Origin of the sequence: Thioclava kandeliae (genome assembly GCF_040297545.1) — a bacterium.
In the GTDB taxonomy this organism is placed as follows: Bacteria; Pseudomonadota; Alphaproteobacteria; order Rhodobacterales; family Rhodobacteraceae; genus Thioclava; species Thioclava kandeliae.
This window is the reverse complement of the sequence record NZ_JAYWLC010000004.1, coordinates 251,832-274,488: the sequence shown is the minus strand read 5'-3', so window position 1 is coordinate 274,488 and position 22,657 is coordinate 251,832. Positions and strand designations below refer to the sequence as shown.

38 protein-coding genes and 1 tRNA gene are annotated in these 22,657 nt (G+C 60.6%); 22 read left to right on the top strand and 17 right to left on the bottom strand.

All coding sequences use genetic code 11. The features are described from left to right. Positions 1-33 precede the first annotated feature (33 nt). Together VSX56_RS07550 and VSX56_RS07545 are read left to right on the top strand one after the other, a co-directional pair. Positions 34-1,254, top strand: coding sequence for a cysteine desulfurase (locus VSX56_RS07550; protein WP_350936111.1), 1,221 nt, complete (start codon positions 34-36; stop codon positions 1,252-1,254). A 73-nt stretch (positions 1,255-1,327) separates the two neighbouring features. Next, a tRNA-Arg gene (locus tag VSX56_RS07545) sits at positions 1,328-1,404 on the top strand. A 101-nt stretch (positions 1,405-1,505) separates the two neighbouring features. On the opposite strand, the gene VSX56_RS07540 is transcribed toward VSX56_RS07545, so the two are convergent. The 16 genes from VSX56_RS07540 to VSX56_RS07465 all read right to left on the bottom strand — a co-directional run bounded on the left by VSX56_RS07540 (position 1,506) and on the right by VSX56_RS07465 (position 9,084). Further along, positions 1,506-2,375, bottom strand: coding sequence for a tyrosine-type recombinase/integrase (locus VSX56_RS07540; RefSeq protein WP_350936108.1), 870 nt, complete (start codon positions 2,373-2,375; stop codon positions 1,506-1,508). A gap of 14 nt (positions 2,376-2,389) precedes the next feature. Further along, positions 2,390-2,734 (bottom strand): hypothetical protein, encoded by a 345-nt coding sequence (locus tag VSX56_RS07535; protein ID WP_350936106.1) that lies wholly within the window; start codon positions 2,732-2,734, stop codon positions 2,390-2,392. Between the two features lie 83 nt (positions 2,735-2,817). Next, positions 2,818-3,402 (bottom strand): hypothetical protein, encoded by a 585-nt coding sequence (locus VSX56_RS07530; RefSeq protein ID WP_350936104.1) that lies wholly within the window; start codon positions 3,400-3,402, stop codon positions 2,818-2,820. After that, on the bottom strand, positions 3,399-3,740 hold the full coding sequence (locus tag VSX56_RS07525; protein WP_350936102.1) for a hypothetical protein: 342 nt from the start codon (positions 3,738-3,740) through the stop codon (positions 3,399-3,401). Before VSX56_RS07525 ends, VSX56_RS07530 begins: the two co-directional genes overlap by 4 nt. Next, positions 3,737-4,267: a hypothetical protein gene (locus VSX56_RS07520; RefSeq protein WP_350936100.1), complete on the bottom strand. Its 531-nt coding sequence runs from the start codon at positions 4,265-4,267 to the stop codon at positions 3,737-3,739. The genes VSX56_RS07525 and VSX56_RS07520 overlap by 4 nt, the downstream gene beginning before the upstream one ends. Then, positions 4,264-4,554, bottom strand: coding sequence for a hypothetical protein (locus VSX56_RS07515; RefSeq protein WP_350936098.1), 291 nt, complete (start codon positions 4,552-4,554; stop codon positions 4,264-4,266). The genes VSX56_RS07520 and VSX56_RS07515 overlap by 4 nt, the downstream gene beginning before the upstream one ends. Positions 4,555-4,782: 228 nt before the next feature. After that, positions 4,783-4,929, bottom strand: a complete 147-nt coding sequence (locus VSX56_RS07510) for a hypothetical protein (protein ID WP_350936096.1) — start codon at positions 4,927-4,929, stop codon at positions 4,783-4,785. A gap of 128 nt (positions 4,930-5,057) precedes the next feature. Beyond that, positions 5,058-5,339 carry a hypothetical protein gene (locus tag VSX56_RS07505; RefSeq protein WP_350936094.1) on the bottom strand — a complete coding sequence of 94 codons (282 nt, stop codon included), beginning with the start codon at positions 5,337-5,339 and terminating at the stop codon, positions 5,058-5,060. Between the two features lie 2 nt (positions 5,340-5,341). Next, positions 5,342-5,593 (bottom strand): DUF2312 domain-containing protein, encoded by a 252-nt coding sequence (locus VSX56_RS07500; protein ID WP_350936091.1) that lies wholly within the window; start codon positions 5,591-5,593, stop codon positions 5,342-5,344. Between the two features lie 101 nt (positions 5,594-5,694). After that, positions 5,695-5,889 carry a hypothetical protein gene (locus VSX56_RS07495; RefSeq protein WP_350936089.1) on the bottom strand — a complete coding sequence of 65 codons (195 nt, stop codon included), beginning with the start codon at positions 5,887-5,889 and terminating at the stop codon, positions 5,695-5,697. 73 nt (positions 5,890-5,962) lie between these two features. Beyond that, the gene (locus VSX56_RS07490; RefSeq protein ID WP_350936087.1) at positions 5,963-6,391 is read right to left on the bottom strand and encodes a hypothetical protein; all 429 of its coding nucleotides are present in this window, start codon (positions 6,389-6,391) and stop codon (positions 5,963-5,965) included. Beyond that, on the bottom strand, positions 6,372-6,587 hold the full coding sequence (locus VSX56_RS07485) for a hypothetical protein (RefSeq protein WP_350936085.1): 216 nt from the start codon (positions 6,585-6,587) through the stop codon (positions 6,372-6,374). The genes VSX56_RS07490 and VSX56_RS07485 overlap by 20 nt, the downstream gene beginning before the upstream one ends. Beyond that, a complete protein-coding gene (ssb, locus tag VSX56_RS07480) occupies positions 6,587-7,060 on the bottom strand; it encodes a single-stranded DNA-binding protein (RefSeq protein WP_350936083.1) in 474 nt (157 codons plus the stop codon). The genes VSX56_RS07485 and ssb overlap by 1 nt, the downstream gene beginning before the upstream one ends. Beyond that, entirely contained in the window at positions 7,060-7,386 is a 327-nt protein-coding gene (locus tag VSX56_RS07475; RefSeq protein ID WP_350936081.1) for a hypothetical protein, read from the bottom strand. Before VSX56_RS07475 ends, ssb begins: the two co-directional genes overlap by 1 nt. Before the next feature lie 155 nt (positions 7,387-7,541). After that, entirely contained in the window at positions 7,542-7,931 is a 390-nt protein-coding gene (locus tag VSX56_RS07470) for a hypothetical protein (RefSeq protein WP_350936079.1), read from the bottom strand. A 484-nt stretch (positions 7,932-8,415) separates the two neighbouring features. Then, on the bottom strand, positions 8,416-9,084 hold the full coding sequence (locus tag VSX56_RS07465) for a helix-turn-helix domain-containing protein (RefSeq protein WP_350936077.1): 669 nt from the start codon (positions 9,082-9,084) through the stop codon (positions 8,416-8,418). A gap of 46 nt (positions 9,085-9,130) precedes the next feature. On the opposite strand from VSX56_RS07465, the gene VSX56_RS07460 reads away from it, so the two are divergent. The 10 genes from VSX56_RS07460 to VSX56_RS07415 all read left to right on the top strand — a co-directional run bounded on the left by VSX56_RS07460 (position 9,131) and on the right by VSX56_RS07415 (position 13,743). Next, positions 9,131-9,607 carry a hypothetical protein gene (locus VSX56_RS07460; protein ID WP_350936075.1) on the top strand — a complete coding sequence of 159 codons (477 nt, stop codon included), beginning with the start codon at positions 9,131-9,133 and terminating at the stop codon, positions 9,605-9,607. Then, positions 9,604-9,915, top strand: coding sequence for a hypothetical protein (locus VSX56_RS07455; RefSeq protein ID WP_350936073.1), 312 nt, complete (start codon positions 9,604-9,606; stop codon positions 9,913-9,915). Before VSX56_RS07460 ends, VSX56_RS07455 begins: the two co-directional genes overlap by 4 nt. A 92-nt stretch (positions 9,916-10,007) precedes the next feature. Further along, complete coding sequence (locus VSX56_RS07450; protein ID WP_350936071.1) at positions 10,008-10,226, top strand: hypothetical protein; 219 nt, start codon at positions 10,008-10,010, stop codon at positions 10,224-10,226. Then, on the top strand, positions 10,226-10,699 hold the full coding sequence (locus tag VSX56_RS07445) for a RusA family crossover junction endodeoxyribonuclease (RefSeq protein ID WP_350936069.1): 474 nt from the start codon (positions 10,226-10,228) through the stop codon (positions 10,697-10,699). Before VSX56_RS07450 ends, VSX56_RS07445 begins: the two co-directional genes overlap by 1 nt. Further along, positions 10,696-11,481: a helix-turn-helix domain-containing protein gene (locus VSX56_RS07440; protein ID WP_350936067.1), complete on the top strand. Its 786-nt coding sequence runs from the start codon at positions 10,696-10,698 to the stop codon at positions 11,479-11,481. Before VSX56_RS07445 ends, VSX56_RS07440 begins: the two co-directional genes overlap by 4 nt. Continuing rightward, entirely contained in the window at positions 11,438-12,139 is a 702-nt protein-coding gene (locus VSX56_RS07435) for a hypothetical protein (RefSeq protein ID WP_350936065.1), read from the top strand. Before VSX56_RS07440 ends, VSX56_RS07435 begins: the two co-directional genes overlap by 44 nt. Next, complete coding sequence (locus tag VSX56_RS07430) at positions 12,136-12,513, top strand: hypothetical protein (protein WP_350936062.1); 378 nt, start codon at positions 12,136-12,138, stop codon at positions 12,511-12,513. The genes VSX56_RS07435 and VSX56_RS07430 overlap by 4 nt, the downstream gene beginning before the upstream one ends. Next, a complete protein-coding gene (locus VSX56_RS07425; RefSeq protein ID WP_350936060.1) occupies positions 12,510-12,689 on the top strand; it encodes a hypothetical protein in 180 nt (59 codons plus the stop codon). Before VSX56_RS07430 ends, VSX56_RS07425 begins: the two co-directional genes overlap by 4 nt. Beyond that, positions 12,686-13,123: a hypothetical protein gene (locus VSX56_RS07420; RefSeq protein WP_350936058.1), complete on the top strand. Its 438-nt coding sequence runs from the start codon at positions 12,686-12,688 to the stop codon at positions 13,121-13,123. Before VSX56_RS07425 ends, VSX56_RS07420 begins: the two co-directional genes overlap by 4 nt. Beyond that, entirely contained in the window at positions 13,120-13,743 is a 624-nt protein-coding gene (locus VSX56_RS07415; protein ID WP_350936056.1) for a hypothetical protein, read from the top strand. Before VSX56_RS07420 ends, VSX56_RS07415 begins: the two co-directional genes overlap by 4 nt. A 725-nt stretch (positions 13,744-14,468) precedes the next feature. On the opposite strand, the gene VSX56_RS07410 is transcribed toward VSX56_RS07415, so the two are convergent. Next, on the bottom strand, positions 14,469-14,660 hold the full coding sequence (locus VSX56_RS07410; RefSeq protein WP_350936054.1) for a hypothetical protein: 192 nt from the start codon (positions 14,658-14,660) through the stop codon (positions 14,469-14,471). A gap of 409 nt (positions 14,661-15,069) precedes the next feature. Between VSX56_RS07410 and VSX56_RS07405 the strand changes: the two genes are divergently transcribed. The 10 genes from VSX56_RS07405 (at position 15,070) to VSX56_RS07360 (ending at position 22,654) form a co-directional block, all read left to right on the top strand. Beyond that, positions 15,070-15,441: an HNH endonuclease gene (locus VSX56_RS07405; protein ID WP_350936052.1), complete on the top strand. Its 372-nt coding sequence runs from the start codon at positions 15,070-15,072 to the stop codon at positions 15,439-15,441. Positions 15,442-15,609: 168 nt separating this feature from the next. Beyond that, a complete protein-coding gene (locus VSX56_RS07400) occupies positions 15,610-16,158 on the top strand; it encodes a hypothetical protein (RefSeq protein WP_350936050.1) in 549 nt (182 codons plus the stop codon). Further along, positions 16,158-17,852 carry a terminase large subunit gene (locus tag VSX56_RS07395; RefSeq protein ID WP_350936048.1) on the top strand — a complete coding sequence of 565 codons (1,695 nt, stop codon included), beginning with the start codon at positions 16,158-16,160 and terminating at the stop codon, positions 17,850-17,852. Before VSX56_RS07400 ends, VSX56_RS07395 begins: the two co-directional genes overlap by 1 nt. Next, complete coding sequence (locus tag VSX56_RS07390; protein WP_350936045.1) at positions 17,849-19,066, top strand: phage portal protein; 1,218 nt, start codon at positions 17,849-17,851, stop codon at positions 19,064-19,066. The genes VSX56_RS07395 and VSX56_RS07390 overlap by 4 nt, the downstream gene beginning before the upstream one ends. Then, positions 19,059-19,742, top strand: a complete 684-nt coding sequence (locus VSX56_RS07385) for an HK97 family phage prohead protease (protein WP_350936043.1) — start codon at positions 19,059-19,061, stop codon at positions 19,740-19,742. The genes VSX56_RS07390 and VSX56_RS07385 overlap by 8 nt, the downstream gene beginning before the upstream one ends. Positions 19,743-19,771: 29 nt before the next feature. Then, positions 19,772-20,974, top strand: a complete 1,203-nt coding sequence (locus VSX56_RS07380) for a phage major capsid protein (RefSeq protein WP_350936041.1) — start codon at positions 19,772-19,774, stop codon at positions 20,972-20,974. Positions 20,975-21,034: 60 nt separating this feature from the next. Beyond that, on the top strand, positions 21,035-21,313 hold the full coding sequence (locus VSX56_RS07375) for a hypothetical protein (RefSeq protein WP_350936039.1): 279 nt from the start codon (positions 21,035-21,037) through the stop codon (positions 21,311-21,313). Further along, positions 21,310-21,822, top strand: coding sequence for a head-tail connector protein (locus VSX56_RS07370; protein ID WP_350936037.1), 513 nt, complete (start codon positions 21,310-21,312; stop codon positions 21,820-21,822). The genes VSX56_RS07375 and VSX56_RS07370 overlap by 4 nt, the downstream gene beginning before the upstream one ends. Before the next feature lie 47 nt (positions 21,823-21,869). Further along, on the top strand, positions 21,870-22,148 hold the full coding sequence (locus VSX56_RS07365; protein WP_434096016.1) for a head-tail adaptor protein: 279 nt from the start codon (positions 21,870-21,872) through the stop codon (positions 22,146-22,148). After that, entirely contained in the window at positions 22,145-22,654 is a 510-nt protein-coding gene (locus tag VSX56_RS07360; protein ID WP_350936032.1) for an HK97-gp10 family putative phage morphogenesis protein, read from the top strand. Before VSX56_RS07365 ends, VSX56_RS07360 begins: the two co-directional genes overlap by 4 nt. The last annotated feature ends 3 nt before the right edge of the window (positions 22,655-22,657 follow it).

The following is a 22,657-nucleotide window of genomic DNA, read 5'->3' as shown; positions in this document are numbered from 1 at the left end:
CAATTCTTTCCTTCCCGCGCTCTGGGGGCCAAAATGTTCGATGTCGAAACGATCCGCGCCGATTTTCCGATCCTGTCGCGTCAGGTAAACGGCAAGCCGCTCGTCTATCTGGACAATGGCGCCTCGGCGCAAAAGCCGCGTGTGGTGATCGACGCGATGACGCGGATGTATGAGGAAGACTATTCCAACGTCCATCGCGGGCTGCATACGCTCTCCAATATCTCGACCGAGAAATACGAAGGCGTGCGGGGCATCATCGCGCGCTTCCTGAATGCGCCGGACGAGCACGAGATCATCTTTACCACCGGCTCGACCGAGGGGATCAATCTCGTCTCCTACGCTTGGGCCGCGCCGCGCCTGCAGGCGGGTGACGAGATCGTGCTCTCGGTGCTGGAGCACCATGCCAATATCGTGCCGTGGCACTTCCTGCGCGAGCGTCAGGGCGTCGTGCTGAAATGGGTCGAGCCCGAGCCCGATGGCTCGCTGCCCGCCGAGAAGGTGCTCGAGGCGATCGGCCCGAAAACCAAACTCGTCGCGGTCACCCATATGTCCAATGTGCTGGGCACGCTGGTGGATGTGGCCGCAATCTCCAAGGGTGCACGCGAGAAGGGCGTGCCGGTGCTGGTCGATGGCTCGCAGGCCGCGGTGCATATGCCGGTCGATGTGTCGGCTATCGGCTGCGATTTCTACGCGATCACGGGCCATAAGCTCTACGGGCCTTCGGGGTCGGGGGCGATCTGGATCTCCAAGGAGCGTCAGGCCGAGATGCGGCCTTTCCTTGGCGGTGGCGATATGATCGACACCGTGACCCGCGACACCGTCACCTACCATAGCGCGCCGATGAAGTTCGAGGCGGGCACGCCGGGCATCGTGCAGCAATATGGTCTGGGCGTGGCGCTCGAATATATGATGTCGATCGGCATGGCGAATATCGAGGCCCATGAGCAGGACCTGCGCGCCTATACGGCCGAGAAATTGCAGGGGCTGAATTGGCTCAACCTGCAGGGCCTTCCGCCCGAGGGTGGGGCGATCTTCTCGATGACGCTCAATGGTCCTGCCCATCCCCATGATATGTCGACGATTCTCGACAAGCGTGGCGTGGCCGTGCGGGCGGGCAGCCATTGCGCGATGCCCTTGATGCAGCATCTGGGGGTGACCGCCACCGCGCGGGCATCTTTTGCGATGTATAACACGCGGGCCGAGGCCGATGCGCTGGTCTCGGCGCTGGAGCTGTGCCACGATCTGCTTGGTTGAAGGCGAATAATTGCGACGGGCAGTCGGTTTGCCCGTTGCGCAGCTTTTATGCCTCCGGTATAGGAGGCGCTAGGCACCCATAGCTCAGCTGGATAGAGCGCTGCCCTCCGAAGGCAGAGGCCTCAGGTTCGAATCCTGATGGGTGCGCCAATCTTCACAATGACTTATCGCGAATCGGCCCGAAATCAATCGGGCGAGTATCTGTTACGCGTAACGGATTGCCGCGCTTGACAGCCATTTGGGACCGATTCTCAGCCCCTCCAGTTGTCCATCGCATCGCGGGCGCTGGACATATAGTCGGGCGCGTGGTGACCATAAACCTTCTCGATGGTCTCGACGCTGGTCGCGAAATATCCGGCGACATGCCACTTGCTCGCACCGGCCTGCAGCGCCCAGGTGATTGCCGTGTGCTTGAGCGTGTGCGGCGTGACGCCCTCAAGGCCCGCGACTATCACGGCCTTGGCGAATCCCTTCTTGATATCGCCGACGCGCCCACCTTCATATTCGACTGCCCATCGTGATCCGCCCGCCTGCCATCGGCGCAGGTGCGCGGCCAGCTTGCGGGGGATTGGCGCGGGCGTCCGCCGCTTCTTCGTCTGCCGCTCGCCCTCGGCGATCCGATACATGATGCCGCGCTCGAGGTCGAACCAGCCACCGTCTAGGCTTTGCGTAAAGCCCATGCGCAGGATCGCGGTCTTACGGGTGCCGGTATAGAGCCCGATCAGGATGAAGCGGGCGATGTGCTTTGCCTTGTGCCCGCGATAGGCCGCCCAGACGAGGCGTGCAGCCTCGGCGCGCGTCAGATACCGCTCCCGCGGCGCGGGCGGATCGGGCAGGGTGACGACGGGTGCTGACAGGAGGATTCCTTCCTGATGGCAGTAATTCAGCGCCGCCTGCAGCGTCCCCAATTCGCGACGGATCGTGGACGGGCTGACGGGGCGGCTCTCACCCTCGGCGCACCCCTTGGTCGTGCGGCGGGTCTTTGCATATCGACGGCAGGTTTCTCCCTTCACCGCGGACGCCTTGAGGGCACCCCAGAAAGGTGCCAACGCCTCGATAGCGTAACTGATACGATCTGGGTCCGCGACTGTGGCCGCGTATTCGGTAGCGTAGACCGTCAAAATCTCATCGACCGTTATGTTCGACGGCTCAGCGGCGTGACCTGTGCGCCCTTTTGTGGCGATGTAGGCTGCGAGCGCTTTCTCAGCATCTTCGCGGCTTGTGCAGCCCGTTGACCGATCGGGTTCGCCTGTGTCTCGGATATACCAGAATGGCCGGTGGGCGAATTTGTGGAGGCGGGGGCCTTTGGCTGGGCGCGGCATTTTTTGATCAGTTCTCCAAGGCTGTCTTTCTCGAGGCGCTTAGCGCGTCCCATGTAAACGATAAAGCCGTGCTCTTCGGCTGCAGTGGTGAGGCTGCGCACAGGGACGCCCAGCTCTTCGGCGGCATCCTTGAGCGTGATCAGCTCGAATTTCCCCATTTATTCCTCCTTCTTCTCATGCTGGTGGCGGGCGAGGACGACGCGGAATGCCTCGTCCAGAATGCGCTCGATATCGGCGGGGGTCATGCGTCACCTTTGCGGTTGGCTGCAGCTGCCTCGGGGTCCGCCCGAAGATAGTCGAGATCGGGGTGCATGAAATCCGCCATAGCGGTGATGAACGCGCGTCGCAGTGCATAGGTGCCTTCATCACCACGACCAGCCCGCTCATACGCCTCGGCTGCGAAGGTGGCGGCATCAGCCATGCGGCGGGATGGGACGTCATCCAGCGGCTTGTCTAGATGGGCCATGGCCTCGGCCCACGCGCCTTGTCTCACCCGTTCGTCACGGGCGGCAAGGGCTGCGGTGGCGTCGGCTGGGGTGAGAGCGCGGATGTCGTTGGTGATCGCTTCATTCTGAATATCGCCGCGCTGGCTAAACAGATCACCAAACATCATCACGTCAGAAATAGCCGCCTCATACGCCCCCGCCACGGCCTCATCGATGGCGGCGTCACGCTCTGCGGTCAGGCGCTCGATCTCCTCCTGCACGATGCCGCGCATCCATCCGTTACGCATATAGTCGCCAGCCTCATGCCATCCTGCAACATCAAGCGCACGGGCCACGCGTTTCTGTATTGTTGTTGTTGCGTCTGTGGGTGTCTGGGTCATTTGCTCCTCCTCGATTCAATGCGGTCCAGCCTGTCGATCTCGGCGGCGATCAGCGCCCCTGCAATTTCCAAGCGCCGCCGTTTGTCGGTATTCGGCTTGACCTTCCAGCCGCATGCGATTTCAAGCGCCATATCGAGGCCGATATGATCATCCTGTTTAATCAGGCGCTCTCCGGCGATCTCAGCATCATATGGGATCGCATAGATCGCAGCGGCGAGTGCCAATTCCCCGAGCGTGTGGCTGTCGTCATGCTCGAGCGTCCAGCCTTCCGCCTTGATCTGACGCTTGCGCTCGGCGGCGATGCTTTCGACGCCATTGGGTTTGGGTGTCTGGGTCATTCGCTTTTCTCCCCGCCCAGGCAGAGCAGATCGATACCGACGGATGCCTGCCGGCTTTCGCCGTCATCACAGGCGAACTCGATCGAATAGCCCTTGGAGCGCAGCGCAGCCGCGAATTGAGCGATGCAGGAGAGAAGCGGATCCAACGTCGCAAGAACGGCCTCCTCTGCTTTGCCAAGGTCGCCGCTAGTCATGTCGCGGTTTAGGACCGGTGCATTGACGTCGGCGTGGGCAAGGGCTTGTGCCATGAGGTGATGGTTCAGGGCGGCATATTTTTGGAACTTATCGCGCAGATCGTCACGCTCAGCGCAAATCCGGCGCGTCTTGTCGGCCCAAATCAAGTTGCCTGATTTCTCCATTAGGCGGATCTCGATCTGCATCAGCTCGGTCTCTACGCTGTGGCAGTCGGCGCACATCCATAGGCTTGTGCCTGATGAAGGGTTGATGCAGGACATGGCGCGGCTATTGCGCGTCTTTCCGCAGCTGTCGCATCGCTTCATATCGTCGTCTGTGGGTGTCTGGGTCATTGGGTGGTGTCCTGTGTGGTGGGGGTGATCACAAATAGGGGGACCCAAACGCGCCTTGGCCCAAAGCCATCAGTCAGAAAACCCGCTTCGTCCCACTCTGATATCGCGTCACTTTTCCCATCGGTGAACATGGTGAAAACCTTACCATCCTCGATATTGACGATCTTGTAGACCTCAAGGTCAGCGCGAGACGTGGTGTAAAAATGACCGGCCTCAGGCTTCCATTCTAGGCCCTGATAAAATCGCAGGCTTAGCGCCTCTAGTTTTTGTCGTTCCGTTAGTTCCACATCGGCCTCCTTATCTCTGCTGTTCTGAGCGGGGCCGGTGGCCCGCGCTTGGGGGTTATGACAGGTCGCAATCCTTGCGCTCTTTCGCTGTCTTGCAGGGGTTTTTGACTGTGTATCCGCACCAGTCGCAGGCCGTGGCCTCTTTGTCGTTCGACTTCATGGGCTTTGGCTTCATTCGGCTGGCCGCGCGTGCTTCGTCTGCGATCTGCCGTCGTAAGCTATGAGCCATCACAGCCACACCCAAGCGGCCAACGCGCCCCCGATCAGGACGCCACACAGGGCGGGGATGATCCACCAGCCGGAAGGGGCGCGGCGGGGCGGCACAGGGTCAGGCTCGCAGCCACAGAGGCCAATGCAGTAGGTTTCGTTTTTCATTCTCCCAGCCCTCCTGCGGCTGCGATGGCAAGGGCGGCAGCGATGGCCGCGCCTGCGATAAGTGCGATGGTCATGGTGTTCTCCTGTCCTTCGGGATGCCTGCCCGCGTGGGGCAGGTCACCGGAAGGTCAGGCATCCTGCTCTTTGTCCTCGATTGCTTCGGCGCTGATTACGTCGGCGTCCCAGTCATCCTCCACCTCCTCGGTTGCGAGCTCTTCGGCCTCCTCTGCGCTTCTGGCCATTACAGTGAGCGCCGTGGTTTCGGTGACCCTGTATTCGACGGTCACTCTGAATTTTCGTTCATCCGGTGCGCCAGCGCGTTCATCCCAATGGCCTGCTTTGATAAGCGCCTCTCTGGCGGCGCCGAATGGCGCTGAGTTGGCAAGAGCGTGAAGATCAATACTTGCCATCCTCATTCCATCCCCAGCGCTTGCTTGTAGATATCGAGGATGGCCTCTTTCTCGGCGAGCTTGTTCTTGTCCTGCTTGCGGATGGCGATGATTTCCTTGATCACCTTCGTGTCGTAGCCGCGGGCCTTGGCCTCGGACATGATATCGGCCTGCTGTTTGACGAGATCCTTCTTCTCGGCTTCGAGGCTCTCGTGCTGCTCGATGAACTGTCGCAGCTCGTCGGCTGTGACCTGATAGGCGGCGTCGTTTGGCATGTGTTTCTCCTTGCATGTGGGGCTGGGCAAGCTGATGGGCTTGCGGGAATGACGCGCCGAGGGCGGAGGAATCCGGCCAATGCCCTCGGCGATCCGCGCGGTCATCGCGGGGATGGGGTTAGGGGTGGCAGAGCAAAATCGTCAGCGGATTGGATGGCGCTCAGCATGGTATCGTGAGCATCTCGCAGCGCCTCCGCTTGAATGGCGATCTGCTCCAAGCTGCGCGGGCTATGAGGTGAGGCATTGCCGAAAAGCGCTTCCTCCAGCCTGATCTGGTAGTGCTCGTCGTTTTCCATGTGATCGGCCTCCATTCAGCTCAAAACCAGTCGGCAATCAGATCGTCATCGATCATCTGCCGTGTGCGTTGGATCAGCGCTGGGCGCGCAGGATCTGTTTCATGAAGTGGCGATCGGCCCGGGCCTGCATGGAGCGGATCACGCGATCGGCGTCTTCGAGGTTTCCGCCGCTCTGGTAGATATCCCAGAGGCGCTGGGCGTTCGGCAGTGGGTCGACCCCGACATTCAGCCAGAAGCCCTCGCGGTTCGCTTCCTCGTAACGGTGCAGAGGCTTCGACAGCGGCAGGCAGGTATTCAGAGCCGCCTTTCGCCCGATGCCTTTGCCCTCGCTCAACCGCCCGGTGTGGGCGATATCAATGTCGATCCGGCCAGACACGCAGCAGGGCAGCTCGTGGAGCCATGCGAAATAGGCGCGCTCGGCGGCACTGAACCGCTTCGGAAGGCTCTGGTCCTTCTGGCCGAGTGGCCCGCGCCCCGAAAAGTCACCAGCTTGAAAGCCCATTGGGAGCCTCCTGCGCGAAGTGGAGCCGGATTGCCTCAGCGATTGCCTTCACCGACAGGCGGGCATCACGCCCTTGCGCCTTGAGGATCAGGAGGGCCTTGTCACGCTCCTCGTCAGTGGGTAGGCGACGTTTGTCGCCAAGGATCCCCTGCAGCGCCTCGCGCGCGGTCTCGGTGAGATCGTTGCCCATAGCCATCAGAAGGGGATCTCGTCATCGAAATCGGGGCGCTGGTTGCGTTCATCGGAATACCCCGAGGGTCCGCTGTATCCGCCGCCCTGCTGGCTGCCGCCGTCGCGCGGCCCATTGCCGTCATCGCGCCGAGGATCGAGAAGCGTGATCTCTCCGCGATAGGGCCGCAGAACCACTTCGGTGGTATAGCGATCTTGCCCGGACTGGTCCTGCCATTTGCGGGTCTCGAGCTGGCCCTCGATATAGACCTTCGAGCCTTTGCGCAGATACTGCTCAGCGATCTTGGCCAGACCTTCACTGAAGATCGCGACCGAATGCCATTCAGTGCGCTCTTTACGGTCGCCCGTGTTGCGATCGCGCCAGCTCTCGGAGGTGGCAATCCGCAGATTGCAGACCTTGCCACCATTCGAGAATGTGCGCACCTCTGGCTCACGGCCGAGATTTCCGACGATGATCACCTTGTTGACAGAACCGGCCATCAGACGCGCTCCGAGAAGGCGGTCATGCTGGCTTGCGCGCCCGCCGTCAGCATCTTGTTGAATGCCGCCATCAGGCTCGCGGCGCTATCCGGTGACTGATCGACGTGCCAGACCGCGAATGCATCGAGAAACAGGAACTTCTCGGGCGCGCCCTTCATCATGGCTGCATCGACTTCCTGCAGAACCTCGGCGCGTTTGGTGTCGCAGATCGTGTCGAGCCGGTCGCCATCGGCAAAGGTCAGGCGCAGGATGGTGGCTTTCGGGCCAGAATATGCACCGATATCTTTCAGCGCGCTGGCTGAGACGTAGTGCGTGTCCATGTTCATGGGATTGCTCCATCTCGGCCCCTGCCACAGATCCGTGAGTAGCGGCAGGCAGGGGCGATTGAATAAAGAAGGGGCCAGCGGTCGTTGGCTATTGGTGCTGGCCCCAGTTGCCTTGCGCGCCGAAAAACGGGGGAGGACACGCAAGGGGCGGGAAATCAGTCCTCGGAGAAGCTCTCGAAGGTGTGGGGGCCATTGCTCGGATCCTGGGCAAGAGCGGCGTCTTGCAGATCCTCGATCGCAAGGATCTGTTCGCGCGAGAAGGTCCGGAACATGCGATTGCCGCAGAGATAGCTGGTCTTCCCGGTCTCATCCATGATCCGAAGCCCGATCAGGCGGGTGGATACGGAGGAGCCAGCATCATCGAAAACGTCGGCATGGTCGAAGATGCCATCGCAGCTCACCAGCCGCGGGTGTTCGCCCATCGCCTCGGCATATTCAGCGGACAGGTCGCGCTCGCTGTCACCGGTGATCTTCACAGGTGCAGTGATAGCGGCAGTCATCGTGACGGGTGTGGCATTGCGGAAGTGCGATTGCACGTTTTCCATGATCATCTCCATCTAGCGGGGAGCAGGCTCGTGTGTCGCTGCTGATGAAGAAACCGTAATTCACCAATGGTGTAACGTCAATAAAAAATTACACCAATGGTGAAATGCCGTCATTCCGAAAAGGTGAATGCTGAAATCACCAATTCTGAATAGACCTGTCCAATTTGGACATACAAGGATTGCCAGATACTTAGTTCGATAGTTGACGTATAAATCGCATTGAATGTTGATAAGCATCATCATGGATTTTTTGATCCATCGAATTTTGTATTGGTCTCGAGTTCCCTCGTTAGTGAGCGCCGCATATCCATGCGATAGTTAAATAATGCGCTTCACAGATTGGATTGTTCACGTTATGTTCTAATTGCCACGTTTTGGTGAGGTTGATGAAAGAAGTTGATAAGCGCCTCGATCGAATGATCGAGATTTCCAGTGAGCTTGATGTTCCCCTTGATCATGTGGTTGCCCACATGGGCCGGGTTCCTCAGAGCGAATTCCTGAGGCTTTCGGGCAATCCATCTCTTCTGCCTCGGTATATGAAGTCCAAGGTTAAGCCATAGAGATCGCACAGGCGCTGCGCCTCATCCACGGATATTCTGCGCAAGCCGTTCTCCCAATTGCTGTATTGCGAGATGCTAAAGCCATTCTTTGACGCCCAGTCTTTCTGGTTGAGGTTCGACATGGCTTCCCTGACAGCACGCAAGCGCTCCCCGATCTCTGGGAACTCTTTCCTGGCAGGCTTAGCTTTAGTTTTGGGTTCGTGCTCTGTTTTCATGAGGACATAATCCACCAATGGTGGATTATTTGGCAAACTGCCATTTGTGCTATTGCAAATATACACCATTGGTGTAATCCTGTTTTCATGCAAACCACTCATGACTTCGCCGACCGTATTGGACGCAAGAAAATGGCCGCCGCGCTTGGGGTCAGTGTTTCTTCTGTGACCAACTCCGTTACTCGCGGAAAATTCCCCTCGTCTTGGTTCCTGACCTGCCAACTGCTTGCGAGCGATGCTGAGGTCAAGCTTCCAGTCGGCCTGTTCGGCATGCGCGGGATCAAGGCCCAGAAACCCAGAAAGATGCGGGCCAAGACCTGACCCGCGCTGCTCTCCTCGTGATGATGCTCTGCTTTCCATGATCTCAATATCGGTCAAGCGGCGCTCTCATGGAAATGAAAACCAATCACAGAGTGAAACACCTATGAACGCAACGCTTGAGACTATCCATAAGATTATGCGGAACATGCGGGCCCAGATCGGGACGCAGGAGGCCGCCGTTGCAGCGATCGAGGCATATGGCGGGCGCGGCGCGCACCTGTCGCTCCTCTCGCGCAAGATCCACGGCTCGGCCGAGTGGACGATTGCCGACATGATGGCCTTCCAGTCGGCCACCGGCTCGACCGCGCTTACGGATTACCTGATCGCAGAGATCAGCGAAGGCATGAAGGGCAAGACGATCCGCCAGGCAGTGAACATACTTGCCCAATCGGCTGTCTGTTCGAAGGAGTGCGGGGAGGCCATCAGCGCCGCCATCACCTGCGATGACGGGGACGATGAGGCGACCTCTGACGCATTGGTCGAGATCGCCGAGGCCCGCGCCGCGCTTGATAAGCTCGAGGCAGCGGTGAAGGCCAAGGTCAGTGACGGGCGCCTGCGCGCGATCGGGGGTAGCCGATGATCCGCGCATATCTCCGCAAGTGGCTGGGGGTCGAGGAGATCAGCGACAACCTGAATGCATTGGCCGCTGCCCGCGCGAACAGTGAGGAGTCACTTCTCCGCGCTGTGATCAATTTGGGCCGAAAGCTCGATGGGCGAGACAGGCTTGGTCACCATAATTTCGTTACCGGTGAGAAAGTGCGCAAGCCATCGGCTCCTATCGAGTTCTGGGCAGAGCAGACCCAAACGGGCAAGTGGCGCGAGGTGACCTTCACCGAGATGGCCGGCCACATGGATAGCTGCCGGAAGTTCCGCGAGGTGGTGGAATGACATGGCTCGCCAACCTCAATGCTTTCACCCGTCCTGCGATCGGCTTGGTCCGTTCGGCTATGGCTGGCCAGGGGACCGCGCCAGCCTCACCGATGAGCAGCGCCGACAGCGTATCTGGGCCTGCCGAGACCACCGAGGCGACGCCGAGCGCCGCCGAGCAGCGCTACTGGCGGGTCGTGGTGGCCAAAGCCGAGCGGATGAAGGGCAACCACTCGCCGGAGCAGGTGAAGGCGTATCTGGAATTTCACCTGAAGCTGGCCAAGGCTCCCTCCTGTGATCCGGACGAGCTGCGCCGCATGGGGGCGATCTGATGGAGCGGGTGTCGTTTGAAATGCCGGGCAAGCCGTTCCCGTGGCGTAGGGCTATGGGGAATGGCAAGCAGCGCTACAAGGACGCCGAGAGCCGTGCGCACGCCGAGGCGCTGGGCGTCATCGCGCGCCCGTTCTTCGCGGCGCCTATCGCGGGGCCGGTGCATCTGGAATTCGTCGCGGTGTTCGAGATCCCGATGAGCTGGTCAAAGAAGAAGGCCGCAGCCCATCTATTCGGGCCTCATACGCAGAAGCCTGACCTCGACAACCTCGAGAAGCAGATCAAGGACGCGCTGAACCACATCGCATGGGCAGACGACTGTCAGGTCGCGTCTGTCGCCAAGCGCAAGGTGTGGGGCCGCGCCGCGAAGACGGTGATCCATATCGAGCCGATCGGCGTCTGGACTGACAGCATCCCTGCCAGCATTCGCGAGCAGGCGCTGGGCCGCGTTATGAGTGGGGAGGCCACGCAATGAGCGTCAAGATCATGACCTCGGTTTTCGACAGCGCGAGCCTCGGCCCGACCCATCGCCTCATCATGCTGGCGCTGGCAGACCATGCCGATGATGCGGGTCGCTGCTACCCCTCGATCGGGCGCATTGCGGCGCGCACCGGGCTGTCCATTCGGGCGGTTCAGAGCAACATTCGCCAGCTGTGCGAGATGGGTAATATCACCATCAATTTCGGCGTCGGTCCGGGGGGCTCGAACGTCTATTTCGTCAGCGTCGCACCGGATGATGTTCACGATATGACCCCTGCACCACATGCACCCCCCGCAGCAGATGCACCCCGCAGCTCGTGCGCGGGGGGGGTGCATATGACTGCGTTACCCCCCGCAGGAGCTGCACCCAAACCATCAAGAACCATCATAGAACCATCAGAGAAGAACGCGCGGGCGCAGGAAGAGGTTTTGAGCATCCTCTGCGAGGTCGTTCCCGAGGGCACCGCCAAGGCCTTCATCGAGCATCGCCGAGGCAAGTCCAAACTGACGGCGAACGCAGCCCGGATCATGGTCAAAAAGCTGATCAGCCATCCCGACCCCGTCTCCGTCTTCGAGGCCAGCATCATGAACGGCTGGACCGGCATTTTCCCAGACAAGACCCACACCCAACCGAAAGGAAACCGTCACCATGAGCGCCTTGCCACCGATCACGCAATTCACCGGCTTGCCGACGGTCTCGCCGAGGGATCTGTCAGTCTCGGAACTGAGAACCGTGATCCTCTCTTCGGGATCCGCCGAGGGCCGCAACAAGGCTGAGGCCGAGATCCTGCGTCGGGCGAACGGCTGCCTCGCCGCTTTCTATGATCCGGACATGGCGCCGGCCACGGCTGCGGATCTGCGCCGCGAGTTCGTCCTGGCATTGCGTGAGCTGCCGCTGTGGGCCGTGCACCGTGGGTTCGATGCGTGGATGCAGAGCAAGCGCCGCCGTCCGTCTCCTGCCGAGATTGCCATGGAGGCCAAGAACGCGATGGAGCCGTACCTGCGGGAGGCCGCGCGCCGTAAGCGGGAAGTGCTGGAGGTCCGTGAGGACGAGGCGCGGGCCAAGGCGGGCCGGTGCAGCGAGGAGAGCGCGGCGCGGATCATGGCGGCCTGTGGGTTCACGGCAGAGGGTCTGGACGCAGTGCGCCGGTCACCGATGGCCTCGAGCCGTGATCAGGCGGTGCAGGAGCGGTCAGAGAGCGGGATCAAGCATTGGTCGGAGAGCGCAGACCCCGAGGGGCTCGAGTGGGCGGCCTGCTACGCGGCACGGGCGGAGAACACGCTGATCATCGAGGCGCGGGCTGCACAGGCCAAGCTGTCTGGGATGGGGGATCGTGAGCGCGACGAGTGGCTGGCAGCGCGGACGCCAAGGACGCAGGGCCGCACGGCAGGGGACTGGGGCACGGTAGGTCAGACGCTAGGGGGTGAAGCATGAGTGCGGCACAGGGGAAGGCGCATGTCGGCCGGAACTGCACGGTGACGCTCGGCAAGTTGAATGCGGCTGACGGGCAGGAGGCAGCGCTGGAGCGGATGCGGGCTATCATCGCGGGGCAGGGACACAAGGCGCGGATGCCGGAGGTCCAAGGGGATTACGGAGCGTTGCACAAGACGCTGGGGCTGATGGTGGAAGCGGGAACGCTCACGACGCTCGAGGTGACCCAGCGCGGGCCGATGACACGGGAGAAGGCCAATAACGACCTGAACCGGCTGCGCCGCCTCGGATACGTCACCAGCGCTGGGCGCGTGAACTTTTACCGCGTGTGGCACATCACCGATGCCGGACGGGAATTCGCGGAGCAGTGCCTATGACCCGCGAGCAGATGCACAGGCTGGCCAATCAGGCCGATGACCATGGCGAAACAGCCGATGCTGTTGCCTCGCCCGCGCTGGGCCGCACTGGCCCCGCTACGAAGGCCGCCGTGGCCGAGGCTTTCGTAATTCGCCGCCTTCGGGCCGCCCACGCCCAGAATGGAGCTTCATTTTGACCCATCACACCGAAATCACTGGCAAGAGTATTGCCGAGCTGGCGGCAGGCGCATTCGGCACCAGTCGGCACTTCGGCGACGAGACCGAGGCGCTGATCGCCGCGCACATTCAGGCGGTAGTGGGCAAGCAGAAGCGCGTCAAATTCGAGCAATCAGGCAGCAAGCCCGGTGGCGCAAAGAAGGCGGACCCGAACAGCATCAAGGGCCGCGTTCTGCGCTTGCTGGGCAGGCGTGACGAGTTGTCTGTGCCCGATGCCGCTACTGCCGTCGGCGTGCCCTATGGCAGCGCTATGGTGACGCTTAGGGATGCGGCCGTTGCTGATTTGGCAGAGCGCATCCGCACCGAGAGAGACGGGCTGCGCCGCTTTGGGGTCTACCGGATCACCGATGATGGCCGTGCCGAAGTGACCCGCATTTACGGAGAGGCGAAATGAGCAGCAAAGCCGCCAAGCGAAAGAGCAAGAAGACCCGCCAGAAGGCAAACGGCAGCCGCGCCATGTTCGCCAAAGAGTCGCGTCGCCAACGAGAGGAAAGCCCGCCCATGATGCACACCGTAATCGAAGACCCGACAGAGACCGTGAAGGCCGCCCGCGTGCGCCGGATGTGCGGCAAGCTGGTGGGTGATGCTGCTGCGCCGATTTACGGCGAGCAGCTGGGCGAGGCCCTGATCCTCGGGACTGGTGACCGCAACGAGGCCGAGGCGCTGCATGCGCTGTTCGCGGCCTATGACGGAGCCCGCTCTGCCTATGCTGGCCGCATTCTTGGAATGCGCATCCACCCCGCCGTGAGCGCCACCGAATACCGCGCCAAGCCCGAGGAGACCGAGATTAGCGAGCCGGTGGACCTGCGCACCGAGGAGCAAAAGATTGAGGCTGCCAAGCGCGGCTCTGCGGAGTGGGATGCGCGGCTGGCAAAGCTTCAGCGATGGCAGGCGCTGATCATCGACAGCGTGCGGTTCGGGCGCGAGACGCTGCATGATGCGGGCGATCTGACGGTTTCGGGCCGGTCCTTCGTCGCGGCCATGCGCAAGCTGCGCGATGTGGTGGAGAGGTGAGAAAATCTGAAGAACGGCCTTTGTTAAGTGTCTGGTAAAACTCTGTTAAGTGCGTGGTTACCGGCCATCAGCTATTGTGGGGGAGTATTAAACGAGGAGGTGATCTGTGATGTTCAAGTTTATCGGTCGGATGCTCCCTGGGCATAGTTGGGCTTACGGTGGCGTGCAGGGGAAAACGCAGCGTGACTGTTTGAAGTGTGGGAAGAGGCAATACAGATCACATCCAGACCACCGCTGGATGAACTATTTCTAAGTTGTCATTCCAAAGATATGCGCAAAAGTAGTTGACCAATCGCAAGCCATAGTTCAAACTGCCTGACAGCGGCGCGGTTCATATGATCTGCGCCGTTTTTGCGTTTCAAGCGAACATCATCATGATATCGAGTTGACTCTCTCGAACCTTTACCGCCCATTGCTTCTTCCCGGTCACGCTTCTGAGCGAAAGCTGTGTGCCGCCCGTGCGGTAAGGTTGCATTGGCCCAACGGTCCACTCTTGGTCTTCAATCTCGATAGTATTACCGGTCTCAAATTCGGTAAGTTCCACGATCGCCATTAGCTAACATTTCTCGAAATAGAATCAGCAAGAAGCGAACGGTACTGCTGGACCGAACGACCGGTAAAGGCCGATCCCGCCCTGATGCGGCATGCCCATAATCCGACAATCGCCAAGCATTGATGTCGTAGGGATGGGCGGGCTCATCGACGCAGGATGAACATGCCAGAGGTTATCGGCGTATTTTACGGCCTCGAAGAATAGGTTGGTTCAAGGTTTGCCGTAATTGGTTGAGTTCGCCGTCGTCCAAAAAGCGACCCGTTTTACGGTTGCATTCAATGGCAGCATCTAGGAGTGCGTCATAAAGCTCTTGGTCATTCGCCTTGTGAGCGTACATCAGTGCGGACAGCAGGTTGAGCGGCATATAACATCCTCTCAAATATAGAAGGCCTCGAATCAACGTTTGTTGATAATCATGGTAGATTAAAATCGAGTTTAGCCAAATTCTTGCATCTGTGAGACATATGAGTTTTGCAAAATCGCTAAATGTTCCTCATATGTTCCACTATGCGAGAAGGCCACTACACATCCCTCGAATGCTCCTGCGGCCATGAGGTCACGGTGAGCATCCACGACATACCGGAGCGATATCGCGACCGGGCTGGCTGGACATATTCGCAGGAGGCGCTGCACCGGCTGCGCTGTAGGGCGTGTGGCAGGGTGGGCAGGCCGCCGGAGATCCGGATCGGGTGGAGCACTGGGACGGTTCTTGGATATAGCAACAATCCGGCCAATCCGGTGCGCAAGGACGAATAACGCGGCGGGTGGTGCGGATGGTCAAGCTCAAGACGATCGGTCCGCGCCTCGGCACCATAGCCCCTCTCATAGCGCGGCCCGAACGCGACACACGGCAAGCCCGCATCGAGCAGGACAGCCGCGCTGAATACCGGCGCTGGTATAAGCTGGCACGCTGGAAGGCCAAGCCCAACGGTCTGCGCTGGCAGGTGTTGGTGCGCGACGGCTTCACCTGCCAGCGGTGCGGCTATCTGACCCGTGACACCAACGCATCAGACATGGTGGCTGATCACATCGCCCCGCACCGAGGCGTCGAGGCGCTGTTCTGGGATGCGGACAACGTGCAGTGCCTGTGCAAGGCCTGCCATGACGGCGCCAAGCAGCGCGAGGAACGCCGAGGATGGGCCTGATGCAGTGGCGTTTCTGGAGTTCGATGGAATTTGACGTGAAATCAGCCCCTTAGGGGGGGTGGCGAAAGTTCAGGAGGCCGATCAGCCGGAGACCGGCCATCGACGCACGCGTAAATTATTTTCCTGCTGGGAAGTTGGAGGGTGCGCACTCGCTGCGCACTAGGACGGATGACCGATAAAAAAAAGCTGATTGACTGGGATGGCATCCGTCGCGACTGGGAAAAAGAAGATTGGAGTATCAGGAGGTTGGCCGATTGGTATTCGGTATCTGAAAGCTCCATCCGTAAGAAGGCGAAGCAGGACGATTGGCCCGAGCGCGAGGCCGTGAATGCGAAAAAAGTGCGCACTGAAATGGAGGTGCGCACCGAGACGTTGGCGGAGATGGAAACGCTGGACCCTGACGACATTGTTGGACGGGGTAAAAACCTGATCTTCCGTCTTCTCGGAGAGTTGGATGCTACCACAACACACGGCACGCAGCTGGCGGAGATGATCGAGGCCGAAGAGAATGATCCGCGCCGTCGCGCCGCAATGCTCAAGGCCATCGACCTGCCGAACCGCGCGAACGTGGTCAAGGCGCTGGCCACGGCCTTCAAGACGTGGGGAGAGAGCGCCGCCCCTGAAGGAAAGAAGGCGCAGCGCCAGAAGAACGCAGAGAGCGTGATGCAAACGGGCAGGTTTGCACCTCGGTCACGCCCCAGTAATCGGATGAACTGATGCTTGATTGGTCAACGGCCTGCCCAGACTGGGAGGAACGCATCGTTGCCCGCCGGTCTCTGGTGCCGCTGGCCCCTCTGTATCCGAGCGAGGCTGAATATGCGCTGAGTCTGTTCAAGTCGCTGCGGGTTCCGGATCTTCCGGGAAAGCCGACCTTTGCTGAGTGTGCCGACGATTGGGTCTTTGATTTCGTCGCAGCAATCTTTGGGGCGAATGATCCAGAGACGGGCGCGCAGAAAATCAGCGAGTTCCTGCTCCTGATTTCGAAAAAAAATACGAAGAGCACGATCGCTGCGGCCATCATGCTGACGGCTCTCGTCGTCGGCTATCGCGAAGAAGACGAATTGTTGATCCTTGCGCCGACACTGGAGGTCGCGCGAAATGCATTCGACCCTGCTGCAGCAATGGTGCGGGCAGATGACGAGCTGAGCGACCTGATGCACATCCAGGAGGCCACGCGCACGATCAAGCATCGCGTCACGCGGTCATCGCTCAAGGTGGTGGCGGCGGATAGCGACACGGTGTCGGGTAAGAAGGCTGGCCGCATTCTGATCGATGAGCTTTGGGTGTTCGGGAAGAAGAAGAACGCAGACGCGATGCTACGCGAGGCGACGGGCGGGATGGTTTCACGGCCCGAGGGTTTCGTGATCTACCTGACGACGCAGAGCGATGAGCCGCCTGCCGGCGTGTTCAAGGACAAGCTGGATTATGCGCGGGACGTGCGCGACGGGAAAGTGAAGGATAACCGGTTCATGCCGGTGCTCTATGAATACCCTCGGGCCATGATCGAGGCGCAGGCCTATCTCCTGCCGAAGAACTTCTATGTGACCAACCCGAACCTCGGGCGCTCGGTCTCGATGGAGTGGCTCGAGCGCGAGATGGGCAAGGAGATGGCCAAAGGGCCGGAGACGCGCAACGTCTTCCTCGCTAAACACCTGAACGTCGAGATCGGGATGAACCTGCGGGCGAACCGTTGGCCCGGTGCAGAGTTCTGGGCCTCGCGCGTCGAGGCGGGCTTGACGCTGGATGCGGTGCTTGACCGGTCTGAGGCGGTGGTGATCGGGATCGATGGCGGCGGCCTAGATGACTTGTTCGGGCTTTGTGTCATTGGACGCGAGCGGGAGACAAAGCGCTGGCTCGCATGGTCGCATGCGTGGGTGCATAAAGGCGTTTTCGACCGGCGCCAGAAGATTGCGGATAGGCTGCGCGATTTCGAGCGGGCAGGCGACCTGACAGTAGTTGATGACAAGCTGCAGGATCTGACGCAGATCGTGGAGGTCGTGCAGGTAACGTTTGACCGAGGGCTGCTGGCAGCGGTCTCTGTTGACCCTGCGGGCCTCGGCGAATTGGTCGATGCGCTCGGCGCGATCGGTGTCACGCAGGACGCGGGCCTGCTGATCGGCGCACCGCAGGGCTACGCGATGATGAACGCGATCAAGACGGCCGAGCGGCGGCTGGTCAACGGCACGCTGCTGCATGATGGCAGCGGCCTCATGTCATGGTGCGTCGGCAACCTGAAAATCGAGCCGACAGCTACGGCTATACGAGCCAGTAAACAAAGTGCAGGGGATGCGAAGATCGATCCCGTGATGGCGCTTTTCGATGCGGTGACGGTTATGAGCCGGAACCCTGAGGCAAACAGCGGCGCGGCTAACCTCGCCAGCTATTACGAGCATCTAAGGAACAGCGCATGAGTTTTATGGATAAAGCGCTGTCCAAGTTTGGGCTGGTGCGAAAATCGTCAACGGTCCAGTGGACGGACGGACGCGGCGGCGGCGCCATTGGTGACGCGGGCGAGGTCGTGACGCCGAGCCGCACGCTCGGCCTATCGGCAGTCTGGGGCTGCACCCAACTGGTGGCGGGCACCATGTCCTCACTGCCCTTCGAGGTCTATCGCTCGGCAGGGAACCTTGCAGAGCCAGCCTATGGGCATCCGCTCTATGGCGTGATCCATGAGGGGCCGAACTTTGACCAGACTGCCGTTGATTTCTGGGATCATATCCACCTGTCCCTTGAGCTGTGGGGTAACGCTTACGCGTCGATCACGCGCAATAGTCAGCGTCAGATCACCTCGCTCTATCCGATCCACCCCGAGGCCGTCGCAGTGAAGCGCTTGCAGAATGGTCGGATCGAATACGCATGGACCGATGATCGCGGGTCATGGCGCAAGCTCGATCGCGACGTGTTCCATGTTCGTGGCCCTGGCGGCAATCCGCTGGGCGGTATGTCAACGCTGCGCTATGGCGTGCAGACCTTTTCGTCGGCCTTGGCCACGGAGCGGGCAGCGTCGGCCACGTTCAAGAACGGGCTGCGCCCATCAGCGCAGATCGATTTCCCGAACCCGCTGCCGTCCGACATTCGGGCTTCGGTCATCGAGGGACTTGAACGGCAATATAGCGGAGCTATCAATGCGGGCCGCCCCTTCATCACCGAAGGTGGCATGAAGTATCAGCAGATCAGCATCAGCCCAGAAGATGCCCAGATGCTGGAGACCAGGCAATTCTCGATCGAGGAAATATGCCGGTTCTTCCAGGTGCCTCCTGTTCTGATCGGGCATGCGGGATCTTCAACGGCATGGCCGACGAGCGTCGAACAGCAGATGCTGATGTTCACGAAGTTCTATCTGCGCCGTCGCGTGAAGCGGATCGAGCAAGCAGTGCGCCAGCAGCTTCTGAGCGCGGAAGACAAGGCGGCTGGCTATACGGCGCGCATTAATATGGACGGGCTCCTGCGCGGTGATAGCGCCACGCGGGCGGCCTATTACCAGACCATGACCCAGATCGGCGCAATGACGATCAACGAGGTTCGCGGGCTGGAGAATATGAAGGCGGTGGATGGCGGCAACGAGCCGCGCATGCAGTCGCAGAATATCCCGATCACCCAGACGGAAGGGCTTGGAAATGCTTGACACGATCACAGTCTCGGCGCCGGTCCTCTCGGTCAAGGCGCTCGACAGCAGCACCGGAGAATTCGAGGGCTATGCCTCGACCTTCGGCGGCGAGCCGGACAGCTACGGTGATGTCATCGCGGTGGGCGCTTATGCCGACAGCTTGGCGCAGCACGCAGCCAAAGGCACGATGCCGAAGATGTTCTGGCAGCACGACCCCGCAGAGCCCATCGGGCGCTGGCTGGAGATGGCCGAGGATACTCGTGGGCTGCGCGTCAAAGGGCGGCTGAACATGGGCGTTCGGCGCGGGCAGGAAGCCTATGCGCTCTTGAAAGAGGGCGACATTGACGGCCTCTCGATCGGCTACCGGATCAAACAGCATTCGGTTGATGCCGATACGGGTATCTGGACGCTGGAGAAGCTGGAGCTTCGCGAGGTCTCGGTTGTCTCGATCGGCGCAAACGAGAATGCGACCATTGCAAGCGTGAAGTCGGCCAAGGCCGCTCACGGATTGATTGAACGCTTGAAGGCCGGGGATCGGCTGACCGAGCGGGAATTCGAGGACATGCTCAAGGGGAGCTTGGGGTTCTCGAATTCACAGGCGGAACGCGCCGCGCGTGTCCACCTGAAAGGGCAGGGGGAACCTGCCAAAGCGGCTGATGAGGCCGCCCAGTTCTGGGCAGCCATGCTGGGCTGAGGCCCAATCACCAATCAAAGGAGGTTCCCATGTCGGAACAAACTAAATCGGCGGCCGAGCTGGCAGCCGAAACCAAAGCTGCGTTCGATAAATCGATCGATGCGGTGAAAGCGCTCGCGGAAGAAGCCAAGTCGGAGGCGGCAAAAGGCCGCGATCTGTCGGCGTCGACCAAGGAGAAGGCTGACGAAGCCCTGATGACCATGAACGGCCTGAAAGCCCGTCTGGACGAGATGGAGCAGAAAGCTGATCGCATGGGTGGCGGTGATACCGAGGCGCGGTCCATCGGTGATCGTTTCACCGAGTCGGACGAGTTCAAGCACTTCCAGGCGAACCAGCGCCAAGGCTCCGCGGCTTCGGTATCCATGAAGGCCGATCTGACGACCTCGACCGGCGTCGCGGGCGGCATGGGTGCGGCTGTCCATTCGACCCACATTCCGGGCATTCAGGCGCTGCCGCAGCGCCGTATGACGATCCGTAACCTGCTGATGCCCGGTCGCACTGACGGGCCGATGCTCGACTATGACCGCGAAACCGGCTTCACGAATAACGCCGGCATGGCGGAAGAGGGCTCGCTGAAGCAGCAGTCGGATATCTCGATTGAAGAGGTATCGACCCGCACCAAGGTCATCGCGCACTGGTTCCGTGTCTCGAAGCAAACTCTGTCCGATGTTGCCCAGATCCGTTCGATCATCGACAACCGTCTGCTCTACGGCCTCGCCATGAAAGAAGAGCAACAGCTTCTGTTCGGCGACGGCACTGGCGAGAACCTTCTCGGTATCATCCCGCAGGCCACCGCTTATGCTGCCCCCACTGGCGCGACGGCTCCGACGACGACAATCGACAAGCTGCGCGTGGCCATGCTGCAGGCCGTTCTGGCAGAGTACCCCGCGAGTGCTACGGTCCTGAACCCGATCGACTGGACGAATATCGAGCTGACCAAGGATACTGCAGGTTGGTACTTGATCGCCAATCCCCAGGGCTCCACCGCCAAGTCCCTGTGGAACCTGCCCGTGGTCGACACCCCGGCGATGACGGTGGGTAAGTTCCTGACCGGTGCATTCGATATGGGCGCCCAAATCTTCGACCAATGGGCGGCTCGTATCGAGACGGGCTTCCAGAATGACGATTTCACCCGCAACAAGGTGACGGTTCTCGGCGAGGAGCGTCTCGCGCTGGCAGTGTATCGGCCGGAGTCCTTCATCTATGGCGATACTGCCATCGCTGCGGGCTGATGTCATCTCTCTGAGGGGCCGAGCAGTCGGCCTCTTTCATGAGATGATAGGAGAGAAACGATGAAATACCGTGTTATTCGTGCCCATCAGGGAGACAAGGACTACCGCGAGGGTGCTGTTCGCGAACTGAGCGAGACCGGCGCTGCGCATCTCGTGAAGTTGGGCGTTCTGGAGCTGATCAAGGATGAATCCGTAGCGGAAGAGCAGGCTACTACGGCTTCCGAGGTTGAGGATAAGTCCGAGGTTGAAGAAAAGGCCGAGATCGCGCCCGAGAACAAAGCCGAGCCCGCCGTCGAGAATAAAGCCGCCAAGGCCACGCGCACGAAGGCTGCCAAATGATCGACCTCCGCCCCTTCCTTGTCGCAGCGCCGACCGAGCAGCCGGTGACGCTGGCCGATGCCAAGCTGCACTGCCGTGTGGATCATGACGACGAGGACAGCCTTATCAATGGCCTGATCGCGGCAGCCGCGGCGCATCTGGACGGATGGGGCGGGGTTCTCGGTCGTGCTATCATGACGCAGACTTGGCGCGTCCGCATCCCGTGCGCGGGCGTTCATCGCCTGCCCATGCCAGATGTGACTGAGGCGCGCGCGACCTATGACGACGCGACCACGGACACGCTAGACCTGACAGTCACAGCGGGCGGCTGGGAGATCGCGGCGGCGCAGGCTGGCTGGGTCGAGTTCGATTGCGCCCTTCCTGCCGCGCAGCTCCCCGCAATGCGGGCGGCTATCCTGATGCTCGTCGGGCACTGGTATCTGAACCGCGAGGCGGTCGGCGATGCTAAGGCGGCTCTGCCGATCGGGGCGGAGTCGCTGATTGGCGCTATGCGATGGAGGCGGATATGAGCGCAGGAGACCTAGACCGACGCGTCCAATTTCGCCGTGTGACGCGCATGAATACAGCACTCGGGCAAGAGGAAACATGGGCCGACCTTGGCTCGCCTGTCTGGGCGTCTCGGCGCGACGTGAGCGACGGTGAAAAGGCCGCTGCCGGTGGTGTGTTTTCAACTGTCTCGGCCCGTTTCCAGATCCGCAGTTCGACCTTTTCGCGCGGGATCACGGCAAAAGATATGCTGACCTGCGACGGGCGCGAATGGGAGATTGTCGGGATCAAGGAAATCGGCCGGCGCGACCGGATCGAGATCACGGCAACTGCGAGGACGGACCGATGAAACTGCGCGTCGAGGGCCTGCGTGATCTAGAGCGCAATTTGAAGAATATCGAAAAGCGCGGGACGCAGAAGGCGGTTCTGCGCAGGGCGCTGAAAAAAGCTGCCGAGCCGATGCGCAAAGCAGCCGAGACGAATGCGCCCGTCGATACCGGTGAGCTGGAAGGGTCGATCAAGCTCGGCACGAAGGTGGTCAACGAGGTCGGGCGCTCGGCCTATGCTGCAACGATGAAGGCAGGCGGTACCAAAAGCGAGGCGGTTGGCGCGATGCGGGCGGCGCGGCGGGCAGCGAAGGCCAGTGGCGCGACCTCCTTTGTCGAGCTGTTCATGGGGCCAACCAAAGAGGCATTCCACGCCAAGTTCGTGGAGTTCGGAACGCGCCACATGGCGCCCGATCCTTTCATGCGACCCGCGTTCGATGCAGAGGCAGAGAACACGATCCATCGCCTCGGGCCGATCCTCATGGCGGAGATCGAAAAGAGCATCCGGCGCATCTCGGCAAGGGGCTGACCT

Excerpts from the sequence above, each read along its gene's own strand:
- VSX56_RS07500 (WP_350936091.1), bottom strand. The coding sequence starts at position 5,593 with ATGCCAAACGACGCCGCCTATCAGGTCACAGCCGACGAGCTGCGACAG.
- VSX56_RS07475 (WP_350936081.1), bottom strand. The coding sequence starts at position 7,386 with ATGAACATGGACACGCACTACGTCTCAGCCAGCGCGCTGAAAGATATC.
- VSX56_RS07450 (WP_350936071.1), top strand. The coding sequence starts at position 10,008 with ATGAGCAGCGCCGACAGCGTATCTGGGCCTGCCGAGACCACCGAGGCG.
- VSX56_RS07380 (WP_350936041.1), top strand. The coding sequence starts at position 19,772 with ATGTCGGAACAAACTAAATCGGCGGCCGAGCTGGCAGCCGAAACCAAA.
- VSX56_RS07510 (WP_350936096.1), bottom strand. The coding sequence starts at position 4,929 with ATGAAAAACGAAACCTACTGCATTGGCCTCTGTGGCTGCGAGCCTGAC.
- VSX56_RS07485 (WP_350936085.1), bottom strand. The coding sequence starts at position 6,587 with ATGGCTATGGGCAACGATCTCACCGAGACCGCGCGCGAGGCGCTGCAG.
- VSX56_RS07530 (WP_350936104.1), bottom strand. The coding sequence starts at position 3,402 with ATGACCCAGACACCCACAGACGCAACAACAACAATACAGAAACGCGTG.
- VSX56_RS07495 (WP_350936089.1), bottom strand. The coding sequence starts at position 5,889 with ATGGAAAACGACGAGCACTACCAGATCAGGCTGGAGGAAGCGCTTTTC.
- VSX56_RS07385 (WP_350936043.1), top strand. The coding sequence starts at position 19,059 with ATGCTTGACACGATCACAGTCTCGGCGCCGGTCCTCTCGGTCAAGGCG.
- VSX56_RS07430 (WP_350936062.1), top strand. The coding sequence starts at position 12,136 with ATGAGTGCGGCACAGGGGAAGGCGCATGTCGGCCGGAACTGCACGGTG.
- VSX56_RS07410 (WP_350936054.1), bottom strand. The coding sequence starts at position 14,660 with ATGCCGCTCAACCTGCTGTCCGCACTGATGTACGCTCACAAGGCGAAT.
- VSX56_RS07445 (WP_350936069.1), top strand. The coding sequence starts at position 10,226 with ATGGAGCGGGTGTCGTTTGAAATGCCGGGCAAGCCGTTCCCGTGGCGT.
- VSX56_RS07375 (WP_350936039.1), top strand. The coding sequence starts at position 21,035 with ATGAAATACCGTGTTATTCGTGCCCATCAGGGAGACAAGGACTACCGC.
- VSX56_RS07460 (WP_350936075.1), top strand. The coding sequence starts at position 9,131 with ATGAACGCAACGCTTGAGACTATCCATAAGATTATGCGGAACATGCGG.
- VSX56_RS07520 (WP_350936100.1), bottom strand. The coding sequence starts at position 4,267 with ATGACCCAGACACCCACAGACGACGATATGAAGCGATGCGACAGCTGC.
- VSX56_RS07400 (WP_350936050.1), top strand. The coding sequence starts at position 15,610 with ATGACCGATAAAAAAAAGCTGATTGACTGGGATGGCATCCGTCGCGAC.
- VSX56_RS07490 (WP_350936087.1), bottom strand. The coding sequence starts at position 6,391 with ATGGGCTTTCAAGCTGGTGACTTTTCGGGGCGCGGGCCACTCGGCCAG.
- VSX56_RS07395 (WP_350936048.1), top strand. The coding sequence starts at position 16,158 with ATGCTTGATTGGTCAACGGCCTGCCCAGACTGGGAGGAACGCATCGTT.
- VSX56_RS07425 (WP_350936060.1), top strand. The coding sequence starts at position 12,510 with ATGACCCGCGAGCAGATGCACAGGCTGGCCAATCAGGCCGATGACCAT.
- VSX56_RS07505 (WP_350936094.1), bottom strand. The coding sequence starts at position 5,339 with ATGGCAAGTATTGATCTTCACGCTCTTGCCAACTCAGCGCCATTCGGC.
- VSX56_RS07390 (WP_350936045.1), top strand. The coding sequence starts at position 17,849 with ATGAGTTTTATGGATAAAGCGCTGTCCAAGTTTGGGCTGGTGCGAAAA.
- VSX56_RS07550 (WP_350936111.1), top strand. The coding sequence starts at position 34 with ATGTTCGATGTCGAAACGATCCGCGCCGATTTTCCGATCCTGTCGCGT.
- VSX56_RS07370 (WP_350936037.1), top strand. The coding sequence starts at position 21,310 with ATGATCGACCTCCGCCCCTTCCTTGTCGCAGCGCCGACCGAGCAGCCG.
- VSX56_RS07360 (WP_350936032.1), top strand. The coding sequence starts at position 22,145 with ATGAAACTGCGCGTCGAGGGCCTGCGTGATCTAGAGCGCAATTTGAAG.
- VSX56_RS07415 (WP_350936056.1), top strand. The coding sequence starts at position 13,120 with ATGAGCAGCAAAGCCGCCAAGCGAAAGAGCAAGAAGACCCGCCAGAAG.
- ssb (WP_350936083.1), bottom strand. The coding sequence starts at position 7,060 with ATGGCCGGTTCTGTCAACAAGGTGATCATCGTCGGAAATCTCGGCCGT.
- VSX56_RS07525 (WP_350936102.1), bottom strand. The coding sequence starts at position 3,740 with ATGACCCAGACACCCAAACCCAATGGCGTCGAAAGCATCGCCGCCGAG.
- VSX56_RS07455 (WP_350936073.1), top strand. The coding sequence starts at position 9,604 with ATGATCCGCGCATATCTCCGCAAGTGGCTGGGGGTCGAGGAGATCAGC.
- VSX56_RS07365 (WP_434096016.1), top strand. The coding sequence starts at position 21,870 with ATGAATACAGCACTCGGGCAAGAGGAAACATGGGCCGACCTTGGCTCG.
- VSX56_RS07535 (WP_350936106.1), bottom strand. The coding sequence starts at position 2,734 with ATGGGGAAATTCGAGCTGATCACGCTCAAGGATGCCGCCGAAGAGCTG.
- VSX56_RS07440 (WP_350936067.1), top strand. The coding sequence starts at position 10,696 with ATGAGCGTCAAGATCATGACCTCGGTTTTCGACAGCGCGAGCCTCGGC.
- VSX56_RS07470 (WP_350936079.1), bottom strand. The coding sequence starts at position 7,931 with ATGGAAAACGTGCAATCGCACTTCCGCAATGCCACACCCGTCACGATG.
- VSX56_RS07405 (WP_350936052.1), top strand. The coding sequence starts at position 15,070 with ATGGTCAAGCTCAAGACGATCGGTCCGCGCCTCGGCACCATAGCCCCT.